Source organism: Paenibacillus sp. GYB006, from assembly GCF_036577645.1.
In the GTDB taxonomy this organism is placed as follows: Bacteria; Bacillota; Bacilli; order Paenibacillales; family Paenibacillaceae; genus Paenibacillus.
This window is the reverse complement of record NZ_JARBDA010000002.1, coordinates 507,613-528,240: the sequence shown is the minus strand read 5'-3', so window position 1 is coordinate 528,240 and position 20,628 is coordinate 507,613. Positions and strand designations below refer to the sequence as shown.

The following is a 20,628-nucleotide window of genomic DNA, read 5'->3' as shown; positions in this document are numbered from 1 at the left end:
TTGACGAAAACCTGACAAACTATAGATCTTACTGTAAAAATCATAGATGTTACTGAAAAACCTAAATAAAAAATAAAAGTTTCACAGCGCTTTTTACTTCAACCTAAAATGGGTAAAAAAGTTATAATTCAGTTACATGGAAAAACATAGATAACAAGCAAGCGAATCTTATTTGCAAAACATTTATTACAACTGTCTCTAGGAGGAAAAGAAAAAGTGATTGAACAACCGAAATCGGAAAGTTTTATTTCGCTCGTAAAGAAAGGAAATACTTCGTCCGCCATCGCTATGGCGGGGAATGCAGTGCTTGCTCTATGTAAAGGAGGAGCATTTATATTCAGCGGCAGCGGTGCCATGTTTGCCTCAGCCATGCATTCGCTCGCAGACGCGATCAATCAGGGATTTGTCTTTGTCGGAAGCGTATTATCTGAGAAAAAGCCAACAGATCGATTCCCTACTGGATTTGGACGTGTAATCAACATTTTCTGTATGATAGCTGTTATTGTCGTTACGATTATGGCCTATGAGACGATTCATGAAGGAATTCATTTATTGCAGCATCCTGCCGGTCATTCAGGTGGTCTTTGGATTAATATATCTGTGCTGGTACTGAATATTCTCATTGATGGTACCATTTTAATTAAAGCAATGAAGGAAATTCTCAAAGAATCACGGGCTCCTGAGGCGAAAGGATTTGCTCTTGTTCCGGCTGCTATCAAAAATGTGGGGCGAGCTGCCCCCCCAACAAGACTTGTATTTTATGAAGACGTGGTTGCAGTGTTAGGTGCGCTCCTTGCCTTAATCTCTGTCGTCGTCATTGCGCTCACTAACTTTGCACTCTTAGATGGAATCGTGACCACGCTCATTGGTTGTTTGATGATTGCCGTTGCTTTCCGGGTCGGATATGACAATATGATTGGGCTGATCGGGGTTGCTGCCCCTCAAGATATCGAAGATAAGGTGTCTCAGACGATTTTTGCAGATACACATGTGGCAGATATCCAAATGATGCGCATCCTTCAGGAAGGACGTTATTACCATGTGGAAGGATTAATTGAACTTCATAAAGGACTGACGCTGGCAGATGCTGATGATGTCAAGTTCCGGATCCAGGAGAAACTCATGCAAAATCCAGACATCGCTGATGCAGTCATTTCTATTATTGAAGATGATGGAATTACGAGTTGGATTAAAAAGGATTCTGAAATCGTAAAATAAAATGATGTATAAGAAAAGAGTCATGCTTACGAAAAGTATGGCTCTTTTTACGTTTTCTCCCGCTATGATGCGCTCATAACCTACAAGCACAACAGTTAGCGTATCTCCGTCTCGTTCCTGCATTAAGCCAAAATATGTTGTCGCAAGAAAACGAAAAATGCGAAATTTCTGTCTTGATTCCTGCAAATGAATATTCTCTGTGTAATTCATAAACTGTTCAAACTATGATTTATACTCTCATTTTATCTATTACCACATCAGCTTCGTTTAGAGATTGCTCAGAAATTAGATATTCATTTCTATGATTTAACTCACTTTAGCATCAAAAAATCCTTATAAATCTCATACCCATCTCCATTTAGAATGGAATAGTAACAGCCTTTTTTATTATAATCAGCCAAAAAATTAAAGCTGAAAAGCTACACCGATTTTCACTATTTCATCTCATTTTTTCTTGTTTCTCTTATTTATAGAGTACATACTCACTGCTCAAAATCAGAAAATAGCCCATTTTTTGTAGCAATTTATCTACACAATTTCCGGATCATAATGCCATCTTCCCTTCAATTGACGAAAAAAAAGACTTGCACTAAGATACAAGTGAAAGTATTCACAAACATTTGTGTCTGACTTAAGAAAATGAATACAGATATTTGCGATTACATGTGAATCCTTTCACTATACAAATATTGGATTAAGATAATAAGGGGTGTGTCCTAATGTCAAAAGTTATTACTGCAATGGAAGCTGCAAAGCTGATTAATGATGGCGATACAGTGGCAGCAAGTGGTTTTGGATTGTCCTGCTGGGCTGAAGAAATGGGTATTGCGATCGAAAAACGATTTCTTGAAACAGGTCATCCAAAAAATTTGACCGTAATTCATGCAAGTGCAGTCGGTGATCGCCGTGACAAAGGAATGAGTCATCTAGGTCATGAAGGCTTGATCAAACGATGGATTGGCGGCATTGCTATTGCTTCACCTGCTATGGCAAAACTGATTGAAGAAGATAAATGTGAAGCTTACAACCTGCCACAAGGCGTTATTACTCAGCTCTATCGTGAAATTGCAGCAAAACGTCCTGGTGTTATTACAAAAGTAGGACTTGGCACATTTGTTGATCCACGAATCGAAGGTGCCAAAATGTCTCCCTCAACAAAAGAAGATATCGTAAAAGTAATCGAACTTGAAGGCGAAGAGTGGTTATTCTATAAATCCTTCCCTATTCAAGTTGCTCTCATTCGAGGCACAGTAGCAGATGAAAACGGAAATCTAACCCTTGAAAAAGAAGGACTCCATATGGAAGTACTTCCGATTGCTCAAGCGGTACGTAACTCGGGCGGTATTGTTATTGCTCAGGTTGAATCGGTTGCGAAGGCTGGCTCACTAAGTCCAAAAGATGTTGTGGTTCCTGGTATTCTAGTTGACCACATCGTTGTTGCTAGTCCTGAAAATCACTTCCAAACGGAAAACACGCAGTACAACCCAGCATTCTCAGGTCATATCAAAGTACCAACGGAAAGCATTGAAGCACTTCCGCTTGATGAGCGTAAAGTGATTGCTCGCCGCTCTGCTGCTGAGTTAAAACCTAACACTATTCTTAATCTTGGTGTCGGCATTCCTGTCAATGTATCTATCGTTTCTGCGGAAGAAGGAGTAAGTGATCAGCTGATTCTTACAACCGAAGCAGGATCAATCGGCGGTGTACCAGCAGGCCTGAAAGATTTTGGACATGCATATAACAGTGAAGCCATTGTCGATCATCATGCACAATTTGATTTCTATGATGGCGGCGGAATTGACCTCTCCGTACTTGGTCTGGCTCAAACCGATGGAGACGGCAATGTGAACGTAAGTAAATTCGGAACTCGTGTTGCTGGATGCGGCGGTTTCATTAATATATCTCAGTCCGCTAAAAAATTAGTCTTTGCAGGAACGTTTACTGCTGGAGGATTAGACGTCCGTGTGGAAGATGGAAAACTGAACATTATTAAAGAAGGTAAATCCAAAAAATTTGTTAAACAAGTTCAGCAAATCACGTTCAGCGGTGCTTATGCGACACAAACGAACCAACCTGTTATCTATGTAACGGAACGTGCTGTGTTTGAACTATTAAACGGAAAATTGACCCTGACCGAAATTGCACCAGGTGTTGATCTTCAAAAACATATTCTAGATCAAATGGAATTTGAACCTGTTATCTCCCCTGATCTGAAACAAATGGATCCTGGTATCTTCCAAGAGCAATGGGGAGAATTAAAAAACATTCTTTTTAAACAATCCAAGAATTAATAATCTCTAGAAAGGGACAAAATCATGCAAACAAAACTGAATCGATGGACGATTTTGTGGGCTTCTACTCTCATTAATTTATGTGTAGGTGCGGTGTACGCCTTCAGTATATTTGCTTTACCATTATCCGAAAAATTTAATGCTTCGATGGGAGATATTATGATGGCATTTACCATCAATGCTGCCATTTCTCCTGTCCCAATGATTCTCGGCGGTAAATTAGTGGATAAAGGCGGAGCGAAGAAAGCTATTTTTATCGGTGGTACGATGTTTGGTCTTGGGTTCCTACTATCCGGACTAGCAACCGCTCCATGGATGCTTTATATCACATATGGTTTAATCGCCGGTATAGGTCAAGGTATTGTATATGCTTCAACGATTGGTAACAATGCGAAACTTTTCCCAGATAAACGCGGACTTGCAGCTGGTATCGTAACGGCTGGTTACGGTGGCGGTACAGTGATTATTTCTCCTATCGCGAATGCTCTAATTAGCAGCAGCGGTGTTAATATGGCAATGGTTACTCTGGGTATTGCCTTCCTGGTTATTATTCTAGGCTGCGGCTTCTTAGTTAAGCCAGCACCAGCAGGATACATTCCGGAAGGTTGGATTCCTCCAGTCACTTCAAGCGCAAAAAGCAGCGTGAACCTCAACTGGAAGGAAATGATCAAAACTCCATTATTCTATGTCATTGCATCTATGTTCTTGATTGGTGCATTGTCCGGAATGATGGTAACCTCCAATGCTTCTGTAATTGGTCAAACGATGTTTGGTTTAACTCCAGCAGTAGCTGCACTTTATGTTAGTTTGTACAGTCTAAGCAATTGCTTGGGCCGTGTATTCTGGGGTGCTGTTTCCGATAAAATCGGTAGATTTAAATGCCTTATGATGATCTATCTCGTAATTTCAATCATGATGTTTATTATTGCACAGTCTTCTACAGTTACTGGCTTTGTCATTGCTATTGTGGGTATCGGACTTTGCTTTGGTGGAACCATGGGTATCTTCCCTTCCATTGTAGGCGAAAAGTTCGGTATGAAATATTATGGTGTGAACTACGGAGTTGTCTTCATCGGATACTCTGGAGCTGCATTCTTTGGACCAAGAATTGCTTCTAGTGTAGCTGCAGCGAATGATGGAAATTTCACTAACGCATTTTACATCGCACTCGTTATTTCTCTAGTTGGTCTACTGTTAACATTCGTCTATAACGCAATGGATAAAAAGAATAAACAAAATTCAACATCCAAACAGATGTCAATGGAAGCAGCAGAATAACAAATAAATAATTAAATAATGAATCAAAAAAAATTAAAAAACACTTCATTATCTTTAGGAGGAATTACACATGTCTATTACAAAACTTCTAGGAATTAAATACCCGATCTTCCAAGGTGCTATGGCACAAATTGCACTTGCTCCTCTTGCAGGTGCTGTATCTAATGCAGGCGGGCTAGGTATTATCGGTTCTGGCGGATTATCCGCTGATCGTCTTCGTGAAGAAATTCGTAAAACTCGTGAAATTACAGATAAACCGTTTGCCGTGAACCTAATGCTCATGATGCACAACATCCCAGAACTTATTCAAGTCGTTATTGAAGAAGGTGTTAAAATTGTAACGACTGGTGCGGGAACTCCGGCTCCATACATGCAAACATTTAAAGAAAACAATATTATTGTTATTCCTGTAGTCCCTTCCGTAAAAATTGCAAAGAAAATGGAAGCTTTAGGAGTTGACGCTGTCGTTGCTGAGGGAACAGAAGCTGGCGGACATGTTGGCGAAACGACTACAATGGCTCTTCTTCCTCAAGTTGTGAGCGCTGTGTCTATCCCTGTAATCGGTGCTGGCGGTATTGCTGACGGCCGCGGTGTTGCAGCTGCCTTTGCTTTAGGTGCTCAAGGTGTACAAGTAGGTACTCGTTTCTTAACAACTGTTGAATGCCCAACTCACGAGAACTTTAAAAAAGCAGTACTTGAAGCTACAGATACAAGCACAACAGTAACAGGCCGTAGTATCGGCGGACCAGTTCGCAGTATTAAGAATAGTATGATTGCGAAATACCTGGAACTTGAAGATGCAAAAGCAAGCCGAGATGAATTAGAAAAATTATCTCTTGGCTCCCTGCGTAGAGCTGTTTTCGAAGGAGACACAGATAATGGTTCTGTCATGGCTGGTCAGATTTGCGGATTGTGCAACGAAATCACAACGGTAGAGGAAATGATTACTTCCATGTTTGCAGAAGCTGAACAAGTATTTGAAAAACTTGGAAAAATTAAATTCCATGAGGTACGCGAGTTAACATTTGCTTAATATCACACTTTAGCCTGGATATTCATCCTGAATGTCCAGGCTTTTCTATGATATGTTCCTTTTCATATCGTTTGTTTAGAATGGTTTAAACTCCCCTATAATAGAGATGTACTTCTTATTAATGAAATAAACTTGGTTTGCTGATAAAGGAATGACACTTATGACAAACACAGAGATTTCAGGAAAATCGCATGAGCAGAATGATCTTCCTTCTACCCTCTTCGTAACAGATCGTTTAGGGAATATTTTAATTTCTAATGAATTTACAGCAATTACACTTGGAATACCACTTGAAGAGATTTTAAGATCTAACGTCATGGATCTTGTGAGTGCGGGATACTACGATTATTCGATTACGATGGAAGCGATTAGAACAAAAAAAAGGGTTACGAAAAAAATCAATACCAACCGAGGGTTTAGTATTCTATCTACTTCCATTCCGATCCTTGAGCCAGATGGAGAAATTCAGCTTGTAGTAACGACATCTAATGAATGTCCTATTGAAGAAAGTAAACTAGAAGCTGAGAAAATTGAAGCTTCTATTATTAATGAGTTGGATAATTCCATATCTCCACCTGATATTGTGGCTGAAAGTATTGCCATGAAACAGATTATTAAAGTATGTGACCAAATCGCTCCTTACGATAGTAAAATTCTAATCACAGGGGAATCGGGAACAGGTAAAGAAGTGATTGCTAATTATATACACCAAAAAAGCAATCGTTCTAATGGTCCTTTTGTCACTTTAAACTGTGCTGCCATTCCGAGTTCCTTATTTGAATATGAAATGTTCGGCTATGAAGATGGTGTCTATGACAGTAAGTCAAAAGGGAAAATAGGACTTATTGAAACAGCTCACCAAGGGATCCTATTTCTTGATGAGCTGTCAGAGATGCCTCTAGATATGCAGACAAAATTACTTCGGGTCATTGAGACGAATGAACTTCGAAGAGTCGGAGGAATTGAAAATATTAAGGTTGATTGTCGTTTCATTGCCGCTACGAACTGTGACCTTTGGAAACTCGTGAAGCAGGGAAAATTTAGACAAGATCTCTTTTACCGAATTAACGTCATCCCTATTCATATTCCTCCTCTTCGTGATCGTAAATTAGATATCGTGGGTCTCGTCTCTAGGTTTATAGATGAATTCAATCAAAAATACAACAAACATTTTTCATTAAGTGCAGATGAATTTCAGCACATGTTATCGCTTAGTTGGCCGGGAAATGTGCGGGAATTACGTAATTACGTTGAACGATTAATCGTTATCAATAATCTGCCTTTTAAAAACATGAATGAAATCGTTACAGACTGGTTTGCCCTCGATCATTTCATTAACAACAATCAGACTCATTTTCATTCACTAAAAGATTTCACAACGATCACAGAAGGACGATATATTGAAAAAGTGCTTGATTCCTGCCAGGGTAACATAAGTGAAGCTGCTCAGAAATTAGGTATTCATCGTTCTGTTATCTATCGAAAGCTCAAAAAAATGGAAGAGAATCTGGAAAACGAACATTGATAACGAAAAGAGATCTGGATAAAAGTATGCAAGTATCTAGATCTCCTTTTTCATATTTAGTTCCCTTCCATTGCTTTTCGTAGATCATAGGGATGAAGATCCATATCAAGTGGCATCCCGAGTGCTAATTTAGCTAACTGACTTCCAATGTAAGGCCCCATCGTTAGACCCGATGAACCAAGTCCATTCGCGGCTAACAGCCCCTCCCACTCTGGAACCGTACCGAACACTGGCAAAAATCCCGGTGTAAAGGGGCGAAATCCAACTCTAACCTCTTGAAGTGAGCTATTTGCTAAACCTGGCGCCACTTCCATCCCTTTTGTAAGTACTTCATGCATCCCGCCTGCGGTAACCCTTGTATCATAACCTTCAATGTCATTTTCGTGTGTTGCTCCAATAACCATCTTTTGATTATCAAAAGAAAGCAAATATTGATCCGAAGGCGGCATGATTACAGGCCACTCATTTGTATTCTCACCATCTGGAACTTGCAGATGCATAATTTGTGCTTTTTGATAACTAACTTGAAAAGAAATACCTAGAGGTGCCAGCAGAGATGCAGCCCAAGCACCTGCACAGACGATCACTTGATCAGCTGAAATGCTCTCGGTTCCAATGGTGACCCCAGTTACTCGGTTTGAATGATACTTAAGTACTGCATCACCATGAATGAAAACCGCCCCTTTTCGCTCTGCCGAGCGGATCAGTGCATCACGCAGCGCACGGCCGTCAACACGTGCCGCACCGCTAATATGTACAGCATGGTAATCTTCTTTTAATAGAGGAAACCGTTCACGGGTTTCTTTCTCATTAAGTCTTGTAATTTCGCCGATCTCCGGCGCATCTGGTTTGCGTTTATGTGCTCTTTCCTCTATTTTCGCAATTTTTTCTACATCTGTATGGATACTAAGTGCACCCACTTTAGCATATCCAGTATCCGTTTCCCCTTCAGCTTCAAGCTCTTGAATTAGATTAGGATAAAAACTTGCACCTGCCTTGGCAAGCTGGTACCAATCTTGATTACGCCTTTGTGATAACCATGGACATATAATACCGGCAGCAGCATCGGTGGCTTGCCCTTTATCACCGCGGTCTATAATAACGACTTCTGCTCCTTTTTTTGCTAATTGGTAAGCTGTTGATGCTCCTAGAATTCCTGAACCGATGACAATGACTTTCTTCTTCATGTATTACATTCCTTTCCTTACAACCTGTATCCATGATAACAAACCCGCACTCCAAAAAGAAGGCGGGTTTGTTAAAGTAAAATATATTCTTAATCTTATAGAACTATAATTTCTATTCTTATGGAACCTAACGATCAACATCAATAAATCGATTAAAAGATACCGGCTTTAACCGAAGTTTGTTTAATTCCATTTGTACCATGAACCACGGTGTTCCCCCAGCTCGTAAGACTTCCATTTGGACCTGTTGCTAGATCTAAGTAATTAAAATCGGCACTGTTTCCATGCCAAGACCATGCCAGCCAGCCGATTCCTTTCTCTTGACCATACTTCATAATTGCGGTTTCATCCACATCTGCACCTTGATGATATCCACCAAATTCACCAATGATCAGTGGTAGACCTTTGTTTATCACATTCTCCATATTTGACTTCACGGTCGCTGCATCTTTTCCAGCATACTCATACATATGAATGGAGAACACTGTGTTTTTCTGAGAGTCCGCTGCAAATACGCTTTGCCCATAGTCGACAATCGATTGCGGGTACTGACCCCATCCTGCAGCATCCACAATTAATGTGTTTTTGATACCCGCATTACGAAGCTTTGGAATCGCCTGCTTGTATCCATCAGCCCATCCGCTGCCGTTCCAGCTTCCATACCATTCATTTGCAATGTTAATCATGACTCTGTCTTCTTTTCCGATGAAAGCATCCCTGATGCTAATCCAGTAGTTCACAGCCTGCTCCAGTGATGCATAATCATCTTTTCCTGTCGCATCATGTACTTCAAGAATAGCGACCATTTTATGTTGTGATACTAAAGAAATGATATTTTTCACGCTATTGATATCATCTTTCGTGTACTGACTTCCATTCGATAATACGATGCGTACGGTATTTGCTCCCGTATTTGCAATCGCTGGAATTGCCGCATTTAGATCAGACTTAAACCATGAATGTGCATAGTTAATCCCTCTCATGACAAAAGGTTTTCCCGTAGAGTCGTAGATTTTGGTTCCGCTTACATAAAATCCAGTTGCAGCTTCTGCTTTCGGGATTCCTCCAAAGGCAAATACAGTAAGAACAGCCAACATCGAGATCAAACTTTTTTTCATTCGAAGCATATAACTACCTCCCATTTGTTATTATTTTAATTCTCATCTTATAGATGGAAGTAAAATCAAGATAAGTGAAAACAGAACTTTAATTAACTTATTCAACGAGGAATAAATAATGCATAAAACTAACCTTATCGATTAAGTTATCTTGAATTTTACAGAGGAAAACGCTTACAGTAAATGGTCTGTATTGCTTATTTTTGCTCTTTATTTGTATAAGATATCTCTTTCGATCATCCTACAAAAATGATTCCAAAGTCCGTGAATATGAGGATTTTTGAACCTGCCAAATCAAATAAAAAAGATGACCCCAGATCAACTAGGAGCCATCTACGATTACATTTACAAATTAGGTAAGGATAAAAATGTACTTACTTGAAAACCGGTGCCGTTGTGCTGGTCATCTGCAAACCATAAGTACCATGTACAACGGTCGTTCCCCATTTTGTCAGACTATTTCCGGACCAATCTTTAGACAAATCCAGATACGCCCATTCTTCGCCATTCCCTTTCCAAGACCAAGCAATCCAGCCAATTTGCTTTTTCTCAGAATACTTCATAATGGTTACCTCATCCACATCACCATCTGTGTGTTTATTACCAAATTCACCTACTATTACCGCAAGCCCTTGATTCATAACTCCATCAATATTAGATTTCACCTGCTCCGCCGTTCCTCCAGCGTATTCGTACATATGAATCGAGAACATCGTATTTTTATTTGGATCGCTTTGAAATACTTCTTTCCCTTTATCAACGATTGACTGCGGATATTGCCCCCATCCTGCCGAGTCTATAATCAAGGTGTGATTCATTCCTGCTTCTCTCAGTTTAGGAACCGCCTTCTTATATCCTTCAGCCCATCCAGTGCTGTCCCAAGTGCCATACCATTCATTCGCAATGTTAATAAGCACCCGATCTTCTTTTCCTGCAAGAACATCTTTCAGTTCAATCCAATAGTTTACCGCACTATCTAGCGCACTATATTCGTCACTCCCTGTTGCATCATGCACTTCAAGGATCGCGATCAGTTTGTTTTGTTCAGCTAAATCAAGCAGATGTTTTACTGCAGCTGCATCATCTTTTGTATATTTCGTTCCATCTGACAGGACAATACGTACGGTATTTGCCCCTGTTTTCGCAATTGCTTTCATTGCCTCTGCTGAATCTTCCTTATACCAAGAGTGGGCATGAGTAACACCGCGAATCTTGAATGGTTTACCCGTAGAGTCATAGAGTGTGGTACCGCTTACATAAAAACCAGTTGCAGCTTCCGCTTTCGGTAGTGCCGACGAAAATGCGCCAAATATAAATAATACGGCGAGTGTTGAAATAAAACACCTTTTAAAATTACGCATAATTACCTCCACTTAGTTTAGAGATTTAGCCTAATCCGGATTTATGATAGATCTCTGTATATATTAATTCCATGCCTTCCTATAGAAAGCATGGAATTAACTACAGGTATAACACACATCTTGAATCTAGAGTTCTTGTTGATAAAATGCTTTAATTACAGAACATCCATTATTAGATGAGGCCAATTTCATGATCGTCTGCTATATCTTCATGCGTATTTTTAATATATTCTACAATTTCGTTTACATCGGTATAAGCAACGCCTACATAGGAATCCGCAGCTCCGTAATAGATGGCAATTCTGCCTGTATCCGCATCTTGAAGAGTGGCACAAGGGAAGATTACATTGTTAACAAATCCTCTCTCTTCATACCAAGTCTCAGGAGTAAGTACAAAAGTAGAGGAACGATATTTCACTTTTGAAGGCTCATCTTTATCAAGGATAACGGCACCCATGCTATATACGAAACCGTTACAAGTACCCGTTACACCATGATAGAACATCAGCCAACCTTCTGAAGTTTCAATAGGTGCTGGTCCGCCGCCAATCTTTACAGATTGCCACCATCCTTGTCCGCCTTTACTCATGACGTGACGATGTTTCCCCCAGTATACGAGATCAGGACTTTCGCTAAGGAAAATATCACCAAATGGAGTATGTCCGCTATCACTTGGTCTAGACAACATTAAGAATTTACCGTCTTTCTTCTTCGGAAACAGAACTCCGTTACGGTTGAAAGGTAAGAATGGATTTTCAAGTCTAGTAAATGTTTTGAAGTCCTCTGTTTTTGCAAATCCCAAAGCAGCGCCGTAAAAATCTGTACACCAAATGATATAATAAGTGTCTTCTACTTTTACTACGCGAGGATCATAAGCATAGTTCGGTCGATAAGGCTGACCATTATCATCTGTGAACACGATCGCTTCTTCTTCAATCTCCCACTTCAAGCCATCTTTACTTTTTCCTAAATGCAAATGAGGACGTCCGTTTATTGTTTCGGCACGAAATACACCCATATAGCCATCTCCGAAAGGCACGACTGCACTGTTAAAAATTCGCGCAATTCCTTTCACTGGATTACGATCAATAATTGGGTTTGCAGAGTGTCTCCATACGGGTGTTGTAACCCCTTCTGGTCTGTTCTCCCATGGCATGTTCGGCAAAGCTTGTCCAATAATATTTACTTTTGACATTGTAAAATCCCCTCTCCATTTTCTGATATTATTTAACAGAACCGTTTGTTAAACCATTGTAAATATACTTTTGAAGGCTCATGAATATAATAAGTGTAGGAATAATCGCTATCATAATCCCTGCACTGATTACTTCCCATTGGGATCCATAAGGACCCTTAAATTTAAATAATGCGGTCGATATCACTTGTAAATCCGTCTTCGGCATATATAGGAAAGGTGTATAGAAGTCATTATAAATATTGACACCTTTTACAATAATGACAGTGACGATCGCCGGCATAAGTAATGGCAATATAATTCTCCAATAAATCGTAAAGTACGACGCACCATCAAGCATTGCCGACTCATCTAGTGCCTGCGAAATGGTATCTAGGAATTGTAAGAAAATATAAACCGCAATGATATCAGTCCCCAAATATAGGACAATTGCTGCCCATCTTGTATTCATAAGATCAAGAGCATTAATAATCTGGAAAGTGGCTACCTGTGTAGTTACACTCGGAATCAGTGTTGCAAGCAGAAAAGCACCCATAAGCAATTTTTTGCCTCTAAATTTAAACCGGCTTAGGATAAAAGCAATCATAGAACCAGTTAAGGTTGCACCCACAATGGAGATAATTAAAATGATAAAAGTGTTCATAAATCCGATAAGCATATTCCCATCAATAAAGGCAGTTACATAGTTACTTATGTTTGTAAAGTCTGCCGGTGGTGTAATCGGACTCGTCGTTGCGTACTCTTCTTTTGTTTTAAATGAAGCAAAAAACACAACAAGGATCGGTACAATAGCGACAAGAGAACCCACGATGAGCGATATATATTTAATAGCCGACGCTACTGATTTCTTAAGGGTAAACATCAGTTATCCTCCTTAATGACAAGGCGCTGCAACAAGGTAACAATGATGACGATAAATAAGAGCACCACTGCCATCGCTGAAGCAAGACCAAACTTCCCGTATTTGAACGCCATATCAATGGTCTGAATAACAAACGTTTTACTGCCATTTGCTCCATCAACCATAATGTACGGAATATCAAAAGCACTGATCGCGCCGCTAATTGCAAGAATCAGATTCAGCTGTACGATTCGTTTAATACTCGGGATAATAATATGTTTGAATTGATGCCATTTGTTCGCACCATCAATATCCGCTGCTTCATAAATATCTTTATCAATCGAGGAAATAGCCCCGAGGAAGATAATGAAGTTAAAGCCCATATATCTCCATACGGAAGCACTTGCAAGTGAAATGTTAATTACATCTGGATTACCAAGCCAAAGCGTAATATACTCACCGAGTCCCAGTGCATTCAGTAACGTATCAAAGGTTCCATCTGGTCTAAAGAAGAACAGAAAAATAAAACCAATGGCAACCCCATTCAACATATAAGGAAAAAATAAAACCCCTTTAAAGAAGTTCTTAAAGCGAACTTTAAAACTTAAGATGGTTGCAAAGTAAAGAGCCAGTCCCATTTGGAAAAAGGTAGCTACAAAGTAATACAAACTTACTTTAAACACGGCAAAATATTCAGGATTCGTAAAAATGTTAATATAGTTTTTAAAACCTACATATTCCATGTTTTTGCTGTAACCATTCCAGCTCGTAAAACTGTATTTGAACATATTAACTACGGGCAGGTAAGCAAATGTAACTAATAGAATAATCGGAATTAACGAGAACGCCAGTATTATTAATTTTCTCTGATTGGCGTAACTTAAATTAGATAATTTAAACATGCCATACCTCCACTTATCCAGCCATTTTATGAAATTTCAGAAGATCATCCGCACGGACCTAGATGATCTTCTGAACCTTTCACTATCTCTATTCGGCTACTGTTTTACGTGCCTCTACCCATGCATCATTCAAGTCTTTCATAATGTCATCGTAAGATTCTTTCCGGTTACCAAGCGCAGCTTCAATAATTCTTTTCTTAAAGTCAGGCTGCCACAGACCAACTTCCGCTTCTTTATCAATCTTATCTACTAGACCTTCTTGTCCTTCTTTGGAAGCTGTAATCGTTTTAAACACAACACCTTTATCGCCGTACTCTTTCAAAATTTCAGGAAGTTCCGCGCCAACCACTGCACTGATGCTGCCTGCTTGTTCTACTGCATAGTTAGAATCATGAATGAAAAAATCTACCCATGCTTTTGCAGCCGCTTTATTCTTACTATTTACGTTAATTGCGAGGTTGTAATCGGCTCCAAGTGGTACAATTACGTTGTCTGCATTGGTAGGGAATGGCATAAATCCGATATCATCTGGATTCGTTGCCGAAGCTTTAATTTGGTCAATTGCCCAAGATCCAAGAACCATCGTCGCTATTTTCCCTTGTCCTAACTCTGCTTTTGAACTTTCCCAGTCTGTTGTCGTAGGGTCGCGTTCAATCAAACCTTCTTTCGTTGCATCAAACAAAATTTTATAAAGATCATAGTGCGGCTGACCAGCTACAAAGTTATCATCACTGTTCGGCTGTGTAACGTTTACATAATCAACATCGCCAGCTACCGTCGTAAGATCAGATTCCCACTGTGTCAGCGGCCAACCTGCTGCATAATTTGTGTACAGAGGAGTAGCATCTGTGTTTGCTTTCACACTTCTAAGAGCTTCCATAAACTGATCAATCGTTTGCGGGATTTCCGTTACACCAGCATCTTTAAACACTTGCTTGTTGTAGATGACACCGGAGTATGTAATCGCTACTGGAATTCCGTAGATTGTATTGTCTACCATCCGTTCTTCAATACCTGTGTACTTTGTTTTCATTTCATCATAGCTTCCTAGTGGTTCAAAGAAACTTGGAAGATCCGCAACAGGAACACTGGTTGGAATTAAAAGAACATCACCGTATTCATCCGTGTTCATCCGAATCTTGATTTGACCTTCATAATCAGAAAGTGCTTCAAAATTCACTTTTACATCAGGATACTTTTCATTAAATTTCTTGGCATAATCTTTAAATACCGTATCAACAATATCTGTTCTCTGCGTGATAACGGTGATTTCTCCTTTAATTGCCCCAGGATCGTCTGAAGCCGAACCACTTGAATCATCTCCTCCATTAGAAGAACATGCTGCCAAGATGGAGATGATGAGAAACACAGATAAAAACTTAAATAACCCTTTTTTCTTACTCACATTCATAACCCCTTTCAAGTGTTTTTAAGTTAACGATTAAGTTACAAACCAAAGTTTATAATGATAACGCTTTCCAGTCAAGCCTTATTTTAGTTTCTATCTTTCCTTCTTTTATACCGATCTATTTCCGTGAAATGATTGACAAGCATTAAAAAGGTATTTAATATTTGATTAAGTTATCGTTTACTTAAATGAATTTCATTTTAGAGAGGTTGTGACTTTTTGGTCGAATCTTTGAACACCTTAACTGCCGAGATTCAAGATGAATGGATATCTCATATTCTTCCTTTCTGGGCAAACATGAAGGATGACGAACAAGGGGGGTATTATGGAGAGCTGGATTACAGCTTGAAGTTAGATAAAACCGCAGCAAAAGGCGGAATCGCAAACTCAAGGATTCTATGGTCTTTCTCAGCTGCTTATCGTTACATAAACTCTCAAGCATATGCTGATCATGCCCATCACTCCTTCCGTTTCCTGAAAGAGAAACTTCTTGATCCTGAATTCGGCGGTGTATATTGGTCTGTTGATTACCAAGGTAATCCCCTCGATACGCGCAAACATATCTATAACCAATCTTTTGCCGTATATAGTTTAAGTGAATATTATCGGGCATTACGCAATGAAGAAGCTTTGGAACTTGCAAAGTCTCTATTTTTCCTCATAGAAGAAAAAGGTTATGATCTTGGGATCAACGCCTATAAGGAAGAATTTAATCGCAGTTGGCAGGAACAGCCTAATGAGATGTTAAGTGAAAACAATGTCATCGCAAGCATAACGATGAATACCCACATTCATATCTTGGAAGCGTATACTACGCTTTATCGTGTGTGGCCAGACAGCAGAGTTCGAGCTGCACTTGAAAATCTGCTCCATATCCTTCACGACCGTATGTTTGACGCAAAGCTTGGCAGACTTCATGTTTTCTTTGATCAGAACTGGAATTCTCTACTTGACCTTACTTCTTACGGTCATGATATTGAAGCAAGCTGGCTTATCGATGACGCTATGCAAGGTATTGGTTCTGAAAATCCCGATCACAAAAAAATGATAATTGATTTGGCTTATTCCGTTGCAAAAAGTGCCATTCAAAACGATGGCTCTCTTGCTAATGAACGCGAAAAAGATCATTTAGATACGACAAGAATATGGTGGGTACAGGCTGAGGCTATTGTAGGATTCTACAACGCCTACCAGCGTACAAATGATCCATTATTCATAGATCTTGTTACTAACCTATGGAAATATACGAAAGACCATATTATTGACTCAAGACCTGGAAGCGAATGGGTGTGGGCAGTTAAGGAAGATGGCAGCCATGATCAGCGTGAGATCGCTGGGGCTTGGAAGTGTCCCTATCATAACAGCCGTTTTTGTCTAGAAATTATGGAGAGGATGAATAAATAATGGTACACAAAAAATATGATGAACTGCTTGCAAAACAAGAGGAATTGCTAAATAAAGAAAATAAAGTGAACGAACAATTTTACAATGGAATCTACGATCGATATGAAAATCCAGTTCTTACACGACATCACGTTCCCCTTCACTGGAGATTTGATCTGGATGAAGAACAAAACCCTTACTTTATGGAAAGACTCGGGATTAATGCTACATTAAATCCTGGCGCGATTTATCATGATGGTAAATACGTACTTGTATCACGCACCGAAGGTCTGGACCGTAAATCCATTTTTGCTTTAGCGGAAAGCGATAACGGTATCGATAATTTTCGTTTTGTAGGAGAACCCTTAGTGTGGGAAGACATTGATGAGAACGAGACCAATATGTATGACATGAGACTCGTGAAACATGAGGATGGATGGATTTATGGCATCTACTGTTCTGAACAAAAAGATCCGGATGCAGCTCCTTTTGATACATCTAGTGCAGTTGCACAAGCTGGATTCGTACGTACTCAAGATCTAAAGACTTGGACAAGACTTCCTAATATTAAGACCAATTCACCGCAGCAGCGTAATGTTGTTCTCCACCCTGAATTTGTTGATGGAAAATACGCGTTCTACACTCGTCCTCAGGACGGCTTTATTTCTACAGGATCTGGAGGCGGTATTGCTTTTGGTTACTGTGAAGACATTTTAAATCCTGTGATTGATGAAGAATTTATTATTGACGAGCGTCAGTACCATACCGTTTATGAAGTGAAAAATGGACAAGGTCCTGCACCGATTAAAACAGACCGCGGATGGATTCATATTGCTCATGGAGTAAGAAATACAGCGGCCGGACTGCGCTATGTGCTCTATACGTTTGCGACTAGTCTTTCGGACCCTACAGAAATCATCGCCAAACCAGGCGGCCATTTCCTTGCTCCTTATGATGATGAGAGAGTCGGAGATGTATCAAATGTTGTATTTTGTAACGGGGCTGTTGTTAATGATCAGGAAGAAGTGTTCATTTATTATGCATCCAGCGATACCCGTATTCATGTGGCAACAACAACCATTGATAAATTGATCGATTATACATTTAATACACCAGCCGACACATTCCGTTCCCTGGGTTCCGCAGCACAGCGTGCACAATTGATTAGGAAGAATGAAGCATTATTAAAAGTAACGAAATAAGCTCGATTTTTACTATATTTGTCGTTGCATTATTTCATTCATCTTCTTTATTCGTTTCCCAGAAGAAGGTATACTTAACATGCGTATAACTAATTACTTTAAATCATTAGTTTACTTCATATATAATCTACACCCGCGGGAATAAAGGAGATGATGTGATGAATAAAAACATCACTATGCGTGACATAGCGAACCAGCTTGGCGTGAGTAGTGTAACGGTGTCGAAAGCACTTAATGATAAAGAAGGCGTAAGTGATGAGCTAAAGGAACGGATTAAACAGCTGGCAAGTGAACTTGGATATCGAGTGAATATGGCAGCTAAAACGATGCGCGAAGGATTAACCTACAACATTGGGGTCATTATTCCTGAAAGATTTACGGGGCCTGATCAATCCTTCTATCTACGTGTCTATCAAGAAATATCAAAGTCCTTAGAAGCCACTGGGTATTATGGGATTTTGCACATTCTTAGCAGTTCTGATGAAGAAGGACTCCTTCTTCCTAGAATTTACTACGACCGTAAAGTAGATGGTTTTATCGTTCTTGGTCAGATTAATAAGTCTTATATCGAAGTAATTGAGAACATAGAACAACCAAAACTGTTTCTGGATTTTTATGACGAACACTCGAGTATCGATTCTGTAGTTACGGATAATTTCTATGGTGCCTATGAACTTACGAATTATTTAATCCAACAAGGACATCGGGAAATCGCATATGTGGGTAACCTTTACTCCACAAGCAGTATTCAGGATCGTTTCTTAGGGTATTACAAGTCACTGCTTGAGCATCACGTTCATTTAGAACCTAAGTGGATTATTAATGATCGGGACGAACAGGGAACCTACATTGACATTGAACTCCCCTCTCCGCTTCCTACTGCATTTGTATGTAACTGTGACCAAGTCGCATACTCCGTTGTACAGAAGCTCAAGCTGATGGGTCACCGGGTACCAGAAGATTGCTCCGTCGTTGGTTTTGATAATGATATTTATGCCACCCTTACGGAGCCTCATCTAACGACCATTGATGTAAACATCAATCAAATGGCTCAAACTGCTGTTCAGTCTCTTCTTCGTCAAATCAATCATCCAGATGTTCGTTTTGGCAGACTGGTTGTAAAAGGTGAAATCATCTACAGAGATTCCGTAAAAACGTTGAACCCGGCAGCTACGTCTGAATAACAGGAAAATACAAAAAGGATGCAAGCAATCATAGCTCTGCATCCTTTTTGTATTTCACTTCTTTTTGTATATTTTCCTTGTTATGGCCATGGTCTCGGTGTCTCCCACCTTCTTTATGCCTTAATTCTTCATTAGTTCCATGTTCGTTACGCGTTGATTCCCTTTCTATTTTATGTATACATTTGTATACAAGATATATACAAATGTTAATACGATTACTCTAGTCTATCAATGATCTTCCCTTTTCAAAAATTAGGTCCCGTAATAAATATCCATTTTCCCTGTAGGAAGAGTGGTCGCATTCCATACGGCCGCCAGATTATCAGGAGCAATCGTTGCAGCCGTAATATAATCACCAATAAGGTCTGTAGGGATCGGAGATATTCCATTCGGATTAAATGAGGTCGTTGTGACACGTCGGTTCGCAAAGGAAGCTCCCCCGTCAAATGACTCGGCAACAAACACATCCAAAAGAAATCCGTCAATCCGGTTCGTATAGTAGATCACACGTATGGTTCCCGTAAATGGCGACACGGTAATAGAAGGGCTGAAGTTTTGTGAACCTGCTGGAGCTCCCGTAATACTGACCGGCGCCGTCCAAAGAAGACCATCGGGAGATTTGCATAACAGAATATCTGTATAACCATTTCTTGCATCATTCCATACGCCATATACATTACCGCTAAAGGGACCATTTGAAATATCTGCACCCAAACTTAAATTCGTCTGAACACGAAAGTTATAATTAGGTACAGGCAATGGAGATGGTGCTTTGACTACAGAGGATATGAATGAAGACTGCCTTAGAACAGGAGGTTGATAGGTTACTCCCCCATCATATGAAATTCGTAAAAAAGCAATTGGATTGATTGGACCTGTTAATATAAAACCAGCATAGACTTGCCCTGAAAAACCAATCGCAAGCGCTGCACGATCGTGAAATCCTCGAGGATCTGAAATGCGATCTGGTGCTTCCCAGTTCAAACCTTGGTCTAAGGATCGTTGTACAAAGATAGAAGACGCAGATCCAGCAAGCGGCGTATAACCGACATATGCATTACCACGGTATGGACTACCGGGAGATCGATCTACTGATATAAATGGTTCATCATTGTGAACTACTGTACCATAGCCACGCTGAACAAAGACAGGCGGTGACCATGTTTCACCGTCATCAAAAGAAGTATAGCTGACGATTGTACCGTCATTCAAATCATTAAAAACATGTACAGTTACAATGAATGTTTGAGGAAATGTATAATCTATCGTAGGCGCTTCTGCTCCAGAGTATCCTGCAGGCTGAGGAAGAATCTCAGTGGTCCATGTTAATCCACCATCTATTGATCGATAAAAACCGGTTCGTGTAGGTCCCGAACTTGTATCTACCGCCACCACGCATAAAACATTTGGATTCAAAGTATTTACTGCAATGGAAGGCTCGAACTGCGTACCGCCAAGTCCCGCAGTAATATTAACCACTGGCATTTCGTTCACCCTCCCTT

At 39.9% G+C, this 20,628-nt stretch carries 16 protein-coding genes; 8 read left to right on the top strand and 8 right to left on the bottom strand.

Annotation, left to right across the window (positions count from 1 at the left end):
* The first annotated feature begins 216 nt into the window (after positions 1-216).
* From PV403_RS07875 to PV403_RS07855, 5 genes are all read left to right on the top strand, one after another.
* Positions 217-1,218 carry a cation diffusion facilitator family transporter gene (locus PV403_RS07875; protein ID WP_332084100.1) on the top strand — a complete coding sequence of 334 codons (1,002 nt, stop codon included), beginning with the start codon at positions 217-219 and terminating at the stop codon, positions 1,216-1,218.
* Positions 1,219-1,937: 719 nt separating this feature from the next.
* On the top strand, positions 1,938-3,509 hold the full coding sequence (locus tag PV403_RS07870) for an acyl CoA:acetate/3-ketoacid CoA transferase (protein ID WP_332084099.1): 1,572 nt from the start codon (positions 1,938-1,940) through the stop codon (positions 3,507-3,509).
* 24 nt (positions 3,510-3,533) lie between these two features.
* On the top strand, positions 3,534-4,787 hold the full coding sequence (locus PV403_RS07865) for an L-lactate MFS transporter (RefSeq protein WP_332084098.1): 1,254 nt from the start codon (positions 3,534-3,536) through the stop codon (positions 4,785-4,787).
* A 70-nt stretch (positions 4,788-4,857) separates the two neighbouring features.
* Entirely contained in the window at positions 4,858-5,820 is a 963-nt protein-coding gene (locus tag PV403_RS07860) for a DUF561 domain-containing protein (protein ID WP_213531707.1), read from the top strand.
* 151 nt (positions 5,821-5,971) lie between these two features.
* Positions 5,972-7,345, top strand: a complete 1,374-nt coding sequence (locus PV403_RS07855) for a sigma-54 interaction domain-containing protein (RefSeq protein ID WP_442951742.1) — start codon at positions 5,972-5,974, stop codon at positions 7,343-7,345.
* 56 nt (positions 7,346-7,401) lie between these two features.
* Here PV403_RS07855 and PV403_RS07850 read toward each other — a convergent pair whose 3' ends face one another.
* The 7 genes from PV403_RS07850 to PV403_RS07820 all read right to left on the bottom strand — a co-directional run bounded on the left by PV403_RS07850 (position 7,402) and on the right by PV403_RS07820 (position 15,354).
* A complete protein-coding gene (locus PV403_RS07850; RefSeq protein ID WP_332084096.1) occupies positions 7,402-8,532 on the bottom strand; it encodes an NAD(P)/FAD-dependent oxidoreductase in 1,131 nt (376 codons plus the stop codon).
* A 152-nt stretch (positions 8,533-8,684) separates the two neighbouring features.
* Entirely contained in the window at positions 8,685-9,650 is a 966-nt protein-coding gene (locus tag PV403_RS07845) for a glycoside hydrolase family 5 protein (protein WP_442951750.1), read from the bottom strand.
* A 374-nt stretch (positions 9,651-10,024) separates the two neighbouring features.
* Positions 10,025-11,011 (bottom strand): glycoside hydrolase family 5 protein, encoded by a 987-nt coding sequence (locus tag PV403_RS07840; RefSeq protein WP_332084094.1) that lies wholly within the window; start codon positions 11,009-11,011, stop codon positions 10,025-10,027.
* Positions 11,012-11,183: 172 nt separating this feature from the next.
* A complete protein-coding gene (locus PV403_RS07835) occupies positions 11,184-12,206 on the bottom strand; it encodes a glycoside hydrolase family 130 protein (protein ID WP_332084093.1) in 1,023 nt (340 codons plus the stop codon).
* Between the two features lie 28 nt (positions 12,207-12,234).
* Complete coding sequence (locus PV403_RS07830) at positions 12,235-13,068, bottom strand: carbohydrate ABC transporter permease (RefSeq protein ID WP_285741938.1); 834 nt, start codon at positions 13,066-13,068, stop codon at positions 12,235-12,237.
* On the bottom strand, positions 13,068-13,949 hold the full coding sequence (locus tag PV403_RS07825) for a carbohydrate ABC transporter permease (protein WP_213531694.1): 882 nt from the start codon (positions 13,947-13,949) through the stop codon (positions 13,068-13,070). The genes PV403_RS07830 and PV403_RS07825 overlap by 1 nt, the downstream gene beginning before the upstream one ends.
* Positions 13,950-14,037: 88 nt before the next feature.
* Positions 14,038-15,354 carry an ABC transporter substrate-binding protein gene (locus tag PV403_RS07820; RefSeq protein ID WP_332084091.1) on the bottom strand — a complete coding sequence of 439 codons (1,317 nt, stop codon included), beginning with the start codon at positions 15,352-15,354 and terminating at the stop codon, positions 14,038-14,040.
* 234 nt (positions 15,355-15,588) lie between these two features.
* On the opposite strand from PV403_RS07820, the gene PV403_RS07815 reads away from it, so the two are divergent.
* The 3 genes from PV403_RS07815 to PV403_RS07805 all read left to right on the top strand — a co-directional run bounded on the left by PV403_RS07815 (position 15,589) and on the right by PV403_RS07805 (position 19,126).
* Complete coding sequence (locus PV403_RS07815; protein WP_332084289.1) at positions 15,589-16,761, top strand: AGE family epimerase/isomerase; 1,173 nt, start codon at positions 15,589-15,591, stop codon at positions 16,759-16,761.
* A complete protein-coding gene (locus PV403_RS07810; protein ID WP_213531690.1) occupies positions 16,761-17,942 on the top strand; it encodes a glycoside hydrolase family 130 protein in 1,182 nt (393 codons plus the stop codon). Before PV403_RS07815 ends, PV403_RS07810 begins: the two co-directional genes overlap by 1 nt.
* 158 nt (positions 17,943-18,100) lie before the next feature.
* Entirely contained in the window at positions 18,101-19,126 is a 1,026-nt protein-coding gene (locus PV403_RS07805; RefSeq protein WP_332084090.1) for a substrate-binding domain-containing protein, read from the top strand.
* Positions 19,127-19,378: 252 nt separating this feature from the next.
* On the opposite strand, the gene PV403_RS07800 is transcribed toward PV403_RS07805, so the two are convergent.
* Positions 19,379-20,611 (bottom strand): sialidase family protein, encoded by a 1,233-nt coding sequence (locus PV403_RS07800; protein ID WP_332084089.1) that lies wholly within the window; start codon positions 20,609-20,611, stop codon positions 19,379-19,381.
* Positions 20,612-20,628: the final 17 nt, after the last annotated feature.

Excerpts from the sequence above, each read along its gene's own strand:
- PV403_RS07870 (WP_332084099.1), top strand. The coding sequence starts at position 1,938 with ATGTCAAAAGTTATTACTGCAATGGAAGCTGCAAAGCTGATTAATGAT.
- PV403_RS07865 (WP_332084098.1), top strand. The coding sequence starts at position 3,534 with ATGCAAACAAAACTGAATCGATGGACGATTTTGTGGGCTTCTACTCTC.
- PV403_RS07860 (WP_213531707.1), top strand. The coding sequence starts at position 4,858 with ATGTCTATTACAAAACTTCTAGGAATTAAATACCCGATCTTCCAAGGT.
- PV403_RS07855 (WP_442951742.1), top strand. The coding sequence starts at position 5,972 with ATGACACTTATGACAAACACAGAGATTTCAGGAAAATCGCATGAGCAG.
- PV403_RS07850 (WP_332084096.1), bottom strand. The coding sequence starts at position 8,532 with ATGAAGAAGAAAGTCATTGTCATCGGTTCAGGAATTCTAGGAGCATCA.
- PV403_RS07845 (WP_442951750.1), bottom strand. The coding sequence starts at position 9,650 with ATGAAAAAAAGTTTGATCTCGATGTTGGCTGTTCTTACTGTATTTGCC.
- PV403_RS07840 (WP_332084094.1), bottom strand. The coding sequence starts at position 11,011 with ATGCGTAATTTTAAAAGGTGTTTTATTTCAACACTCGCCGTATTATTT.
- PV403_RS07835 (WP_332084093.1), bottom strand. The coding sequence starts at position 12,206 with ATGTCAAAAGTAAATATTATTGGACAAGCTTTGCCGAACATGCCATGG.
- PV403_RS07830 (WP_285741938.1), bottom strand. The coding sequence starts at position 13,068 with ATGTTTACCCTTAAGAAATCAGTAGCGTCGGCTATTAAATATATATCG.
- PV403_RS07825 (WP_213531694.1), bottom strand. The coding sequence starts at position 13,949 with ATGTTTAAATTATCTAATTTAAGTTACGCCAATCAGAGAAAATTAATA.
- PV403_RS07810 (WP_213531690.1), top strand. The coding sequence starts at position 16,761 with ATGGTACACAAAAAATATGATGAACTGCTTGCAAAACAAGAGGAATTG.
- PV403_RS07805 (WP_332084090.1), top strand. The coding sequence starts at position 18,101 with ATGAATAAAAACATCACTATGCGTGACATAGCGAACCAGCTTGGCGTG.
- PV403_RS07800 (WP_332084089.1), bottom strand. The coding sequence starts at position 20,611 with ATGCCAGTGGTTAATATTACTGCGGGACTTGGCGGTACGCAGTTCGAG.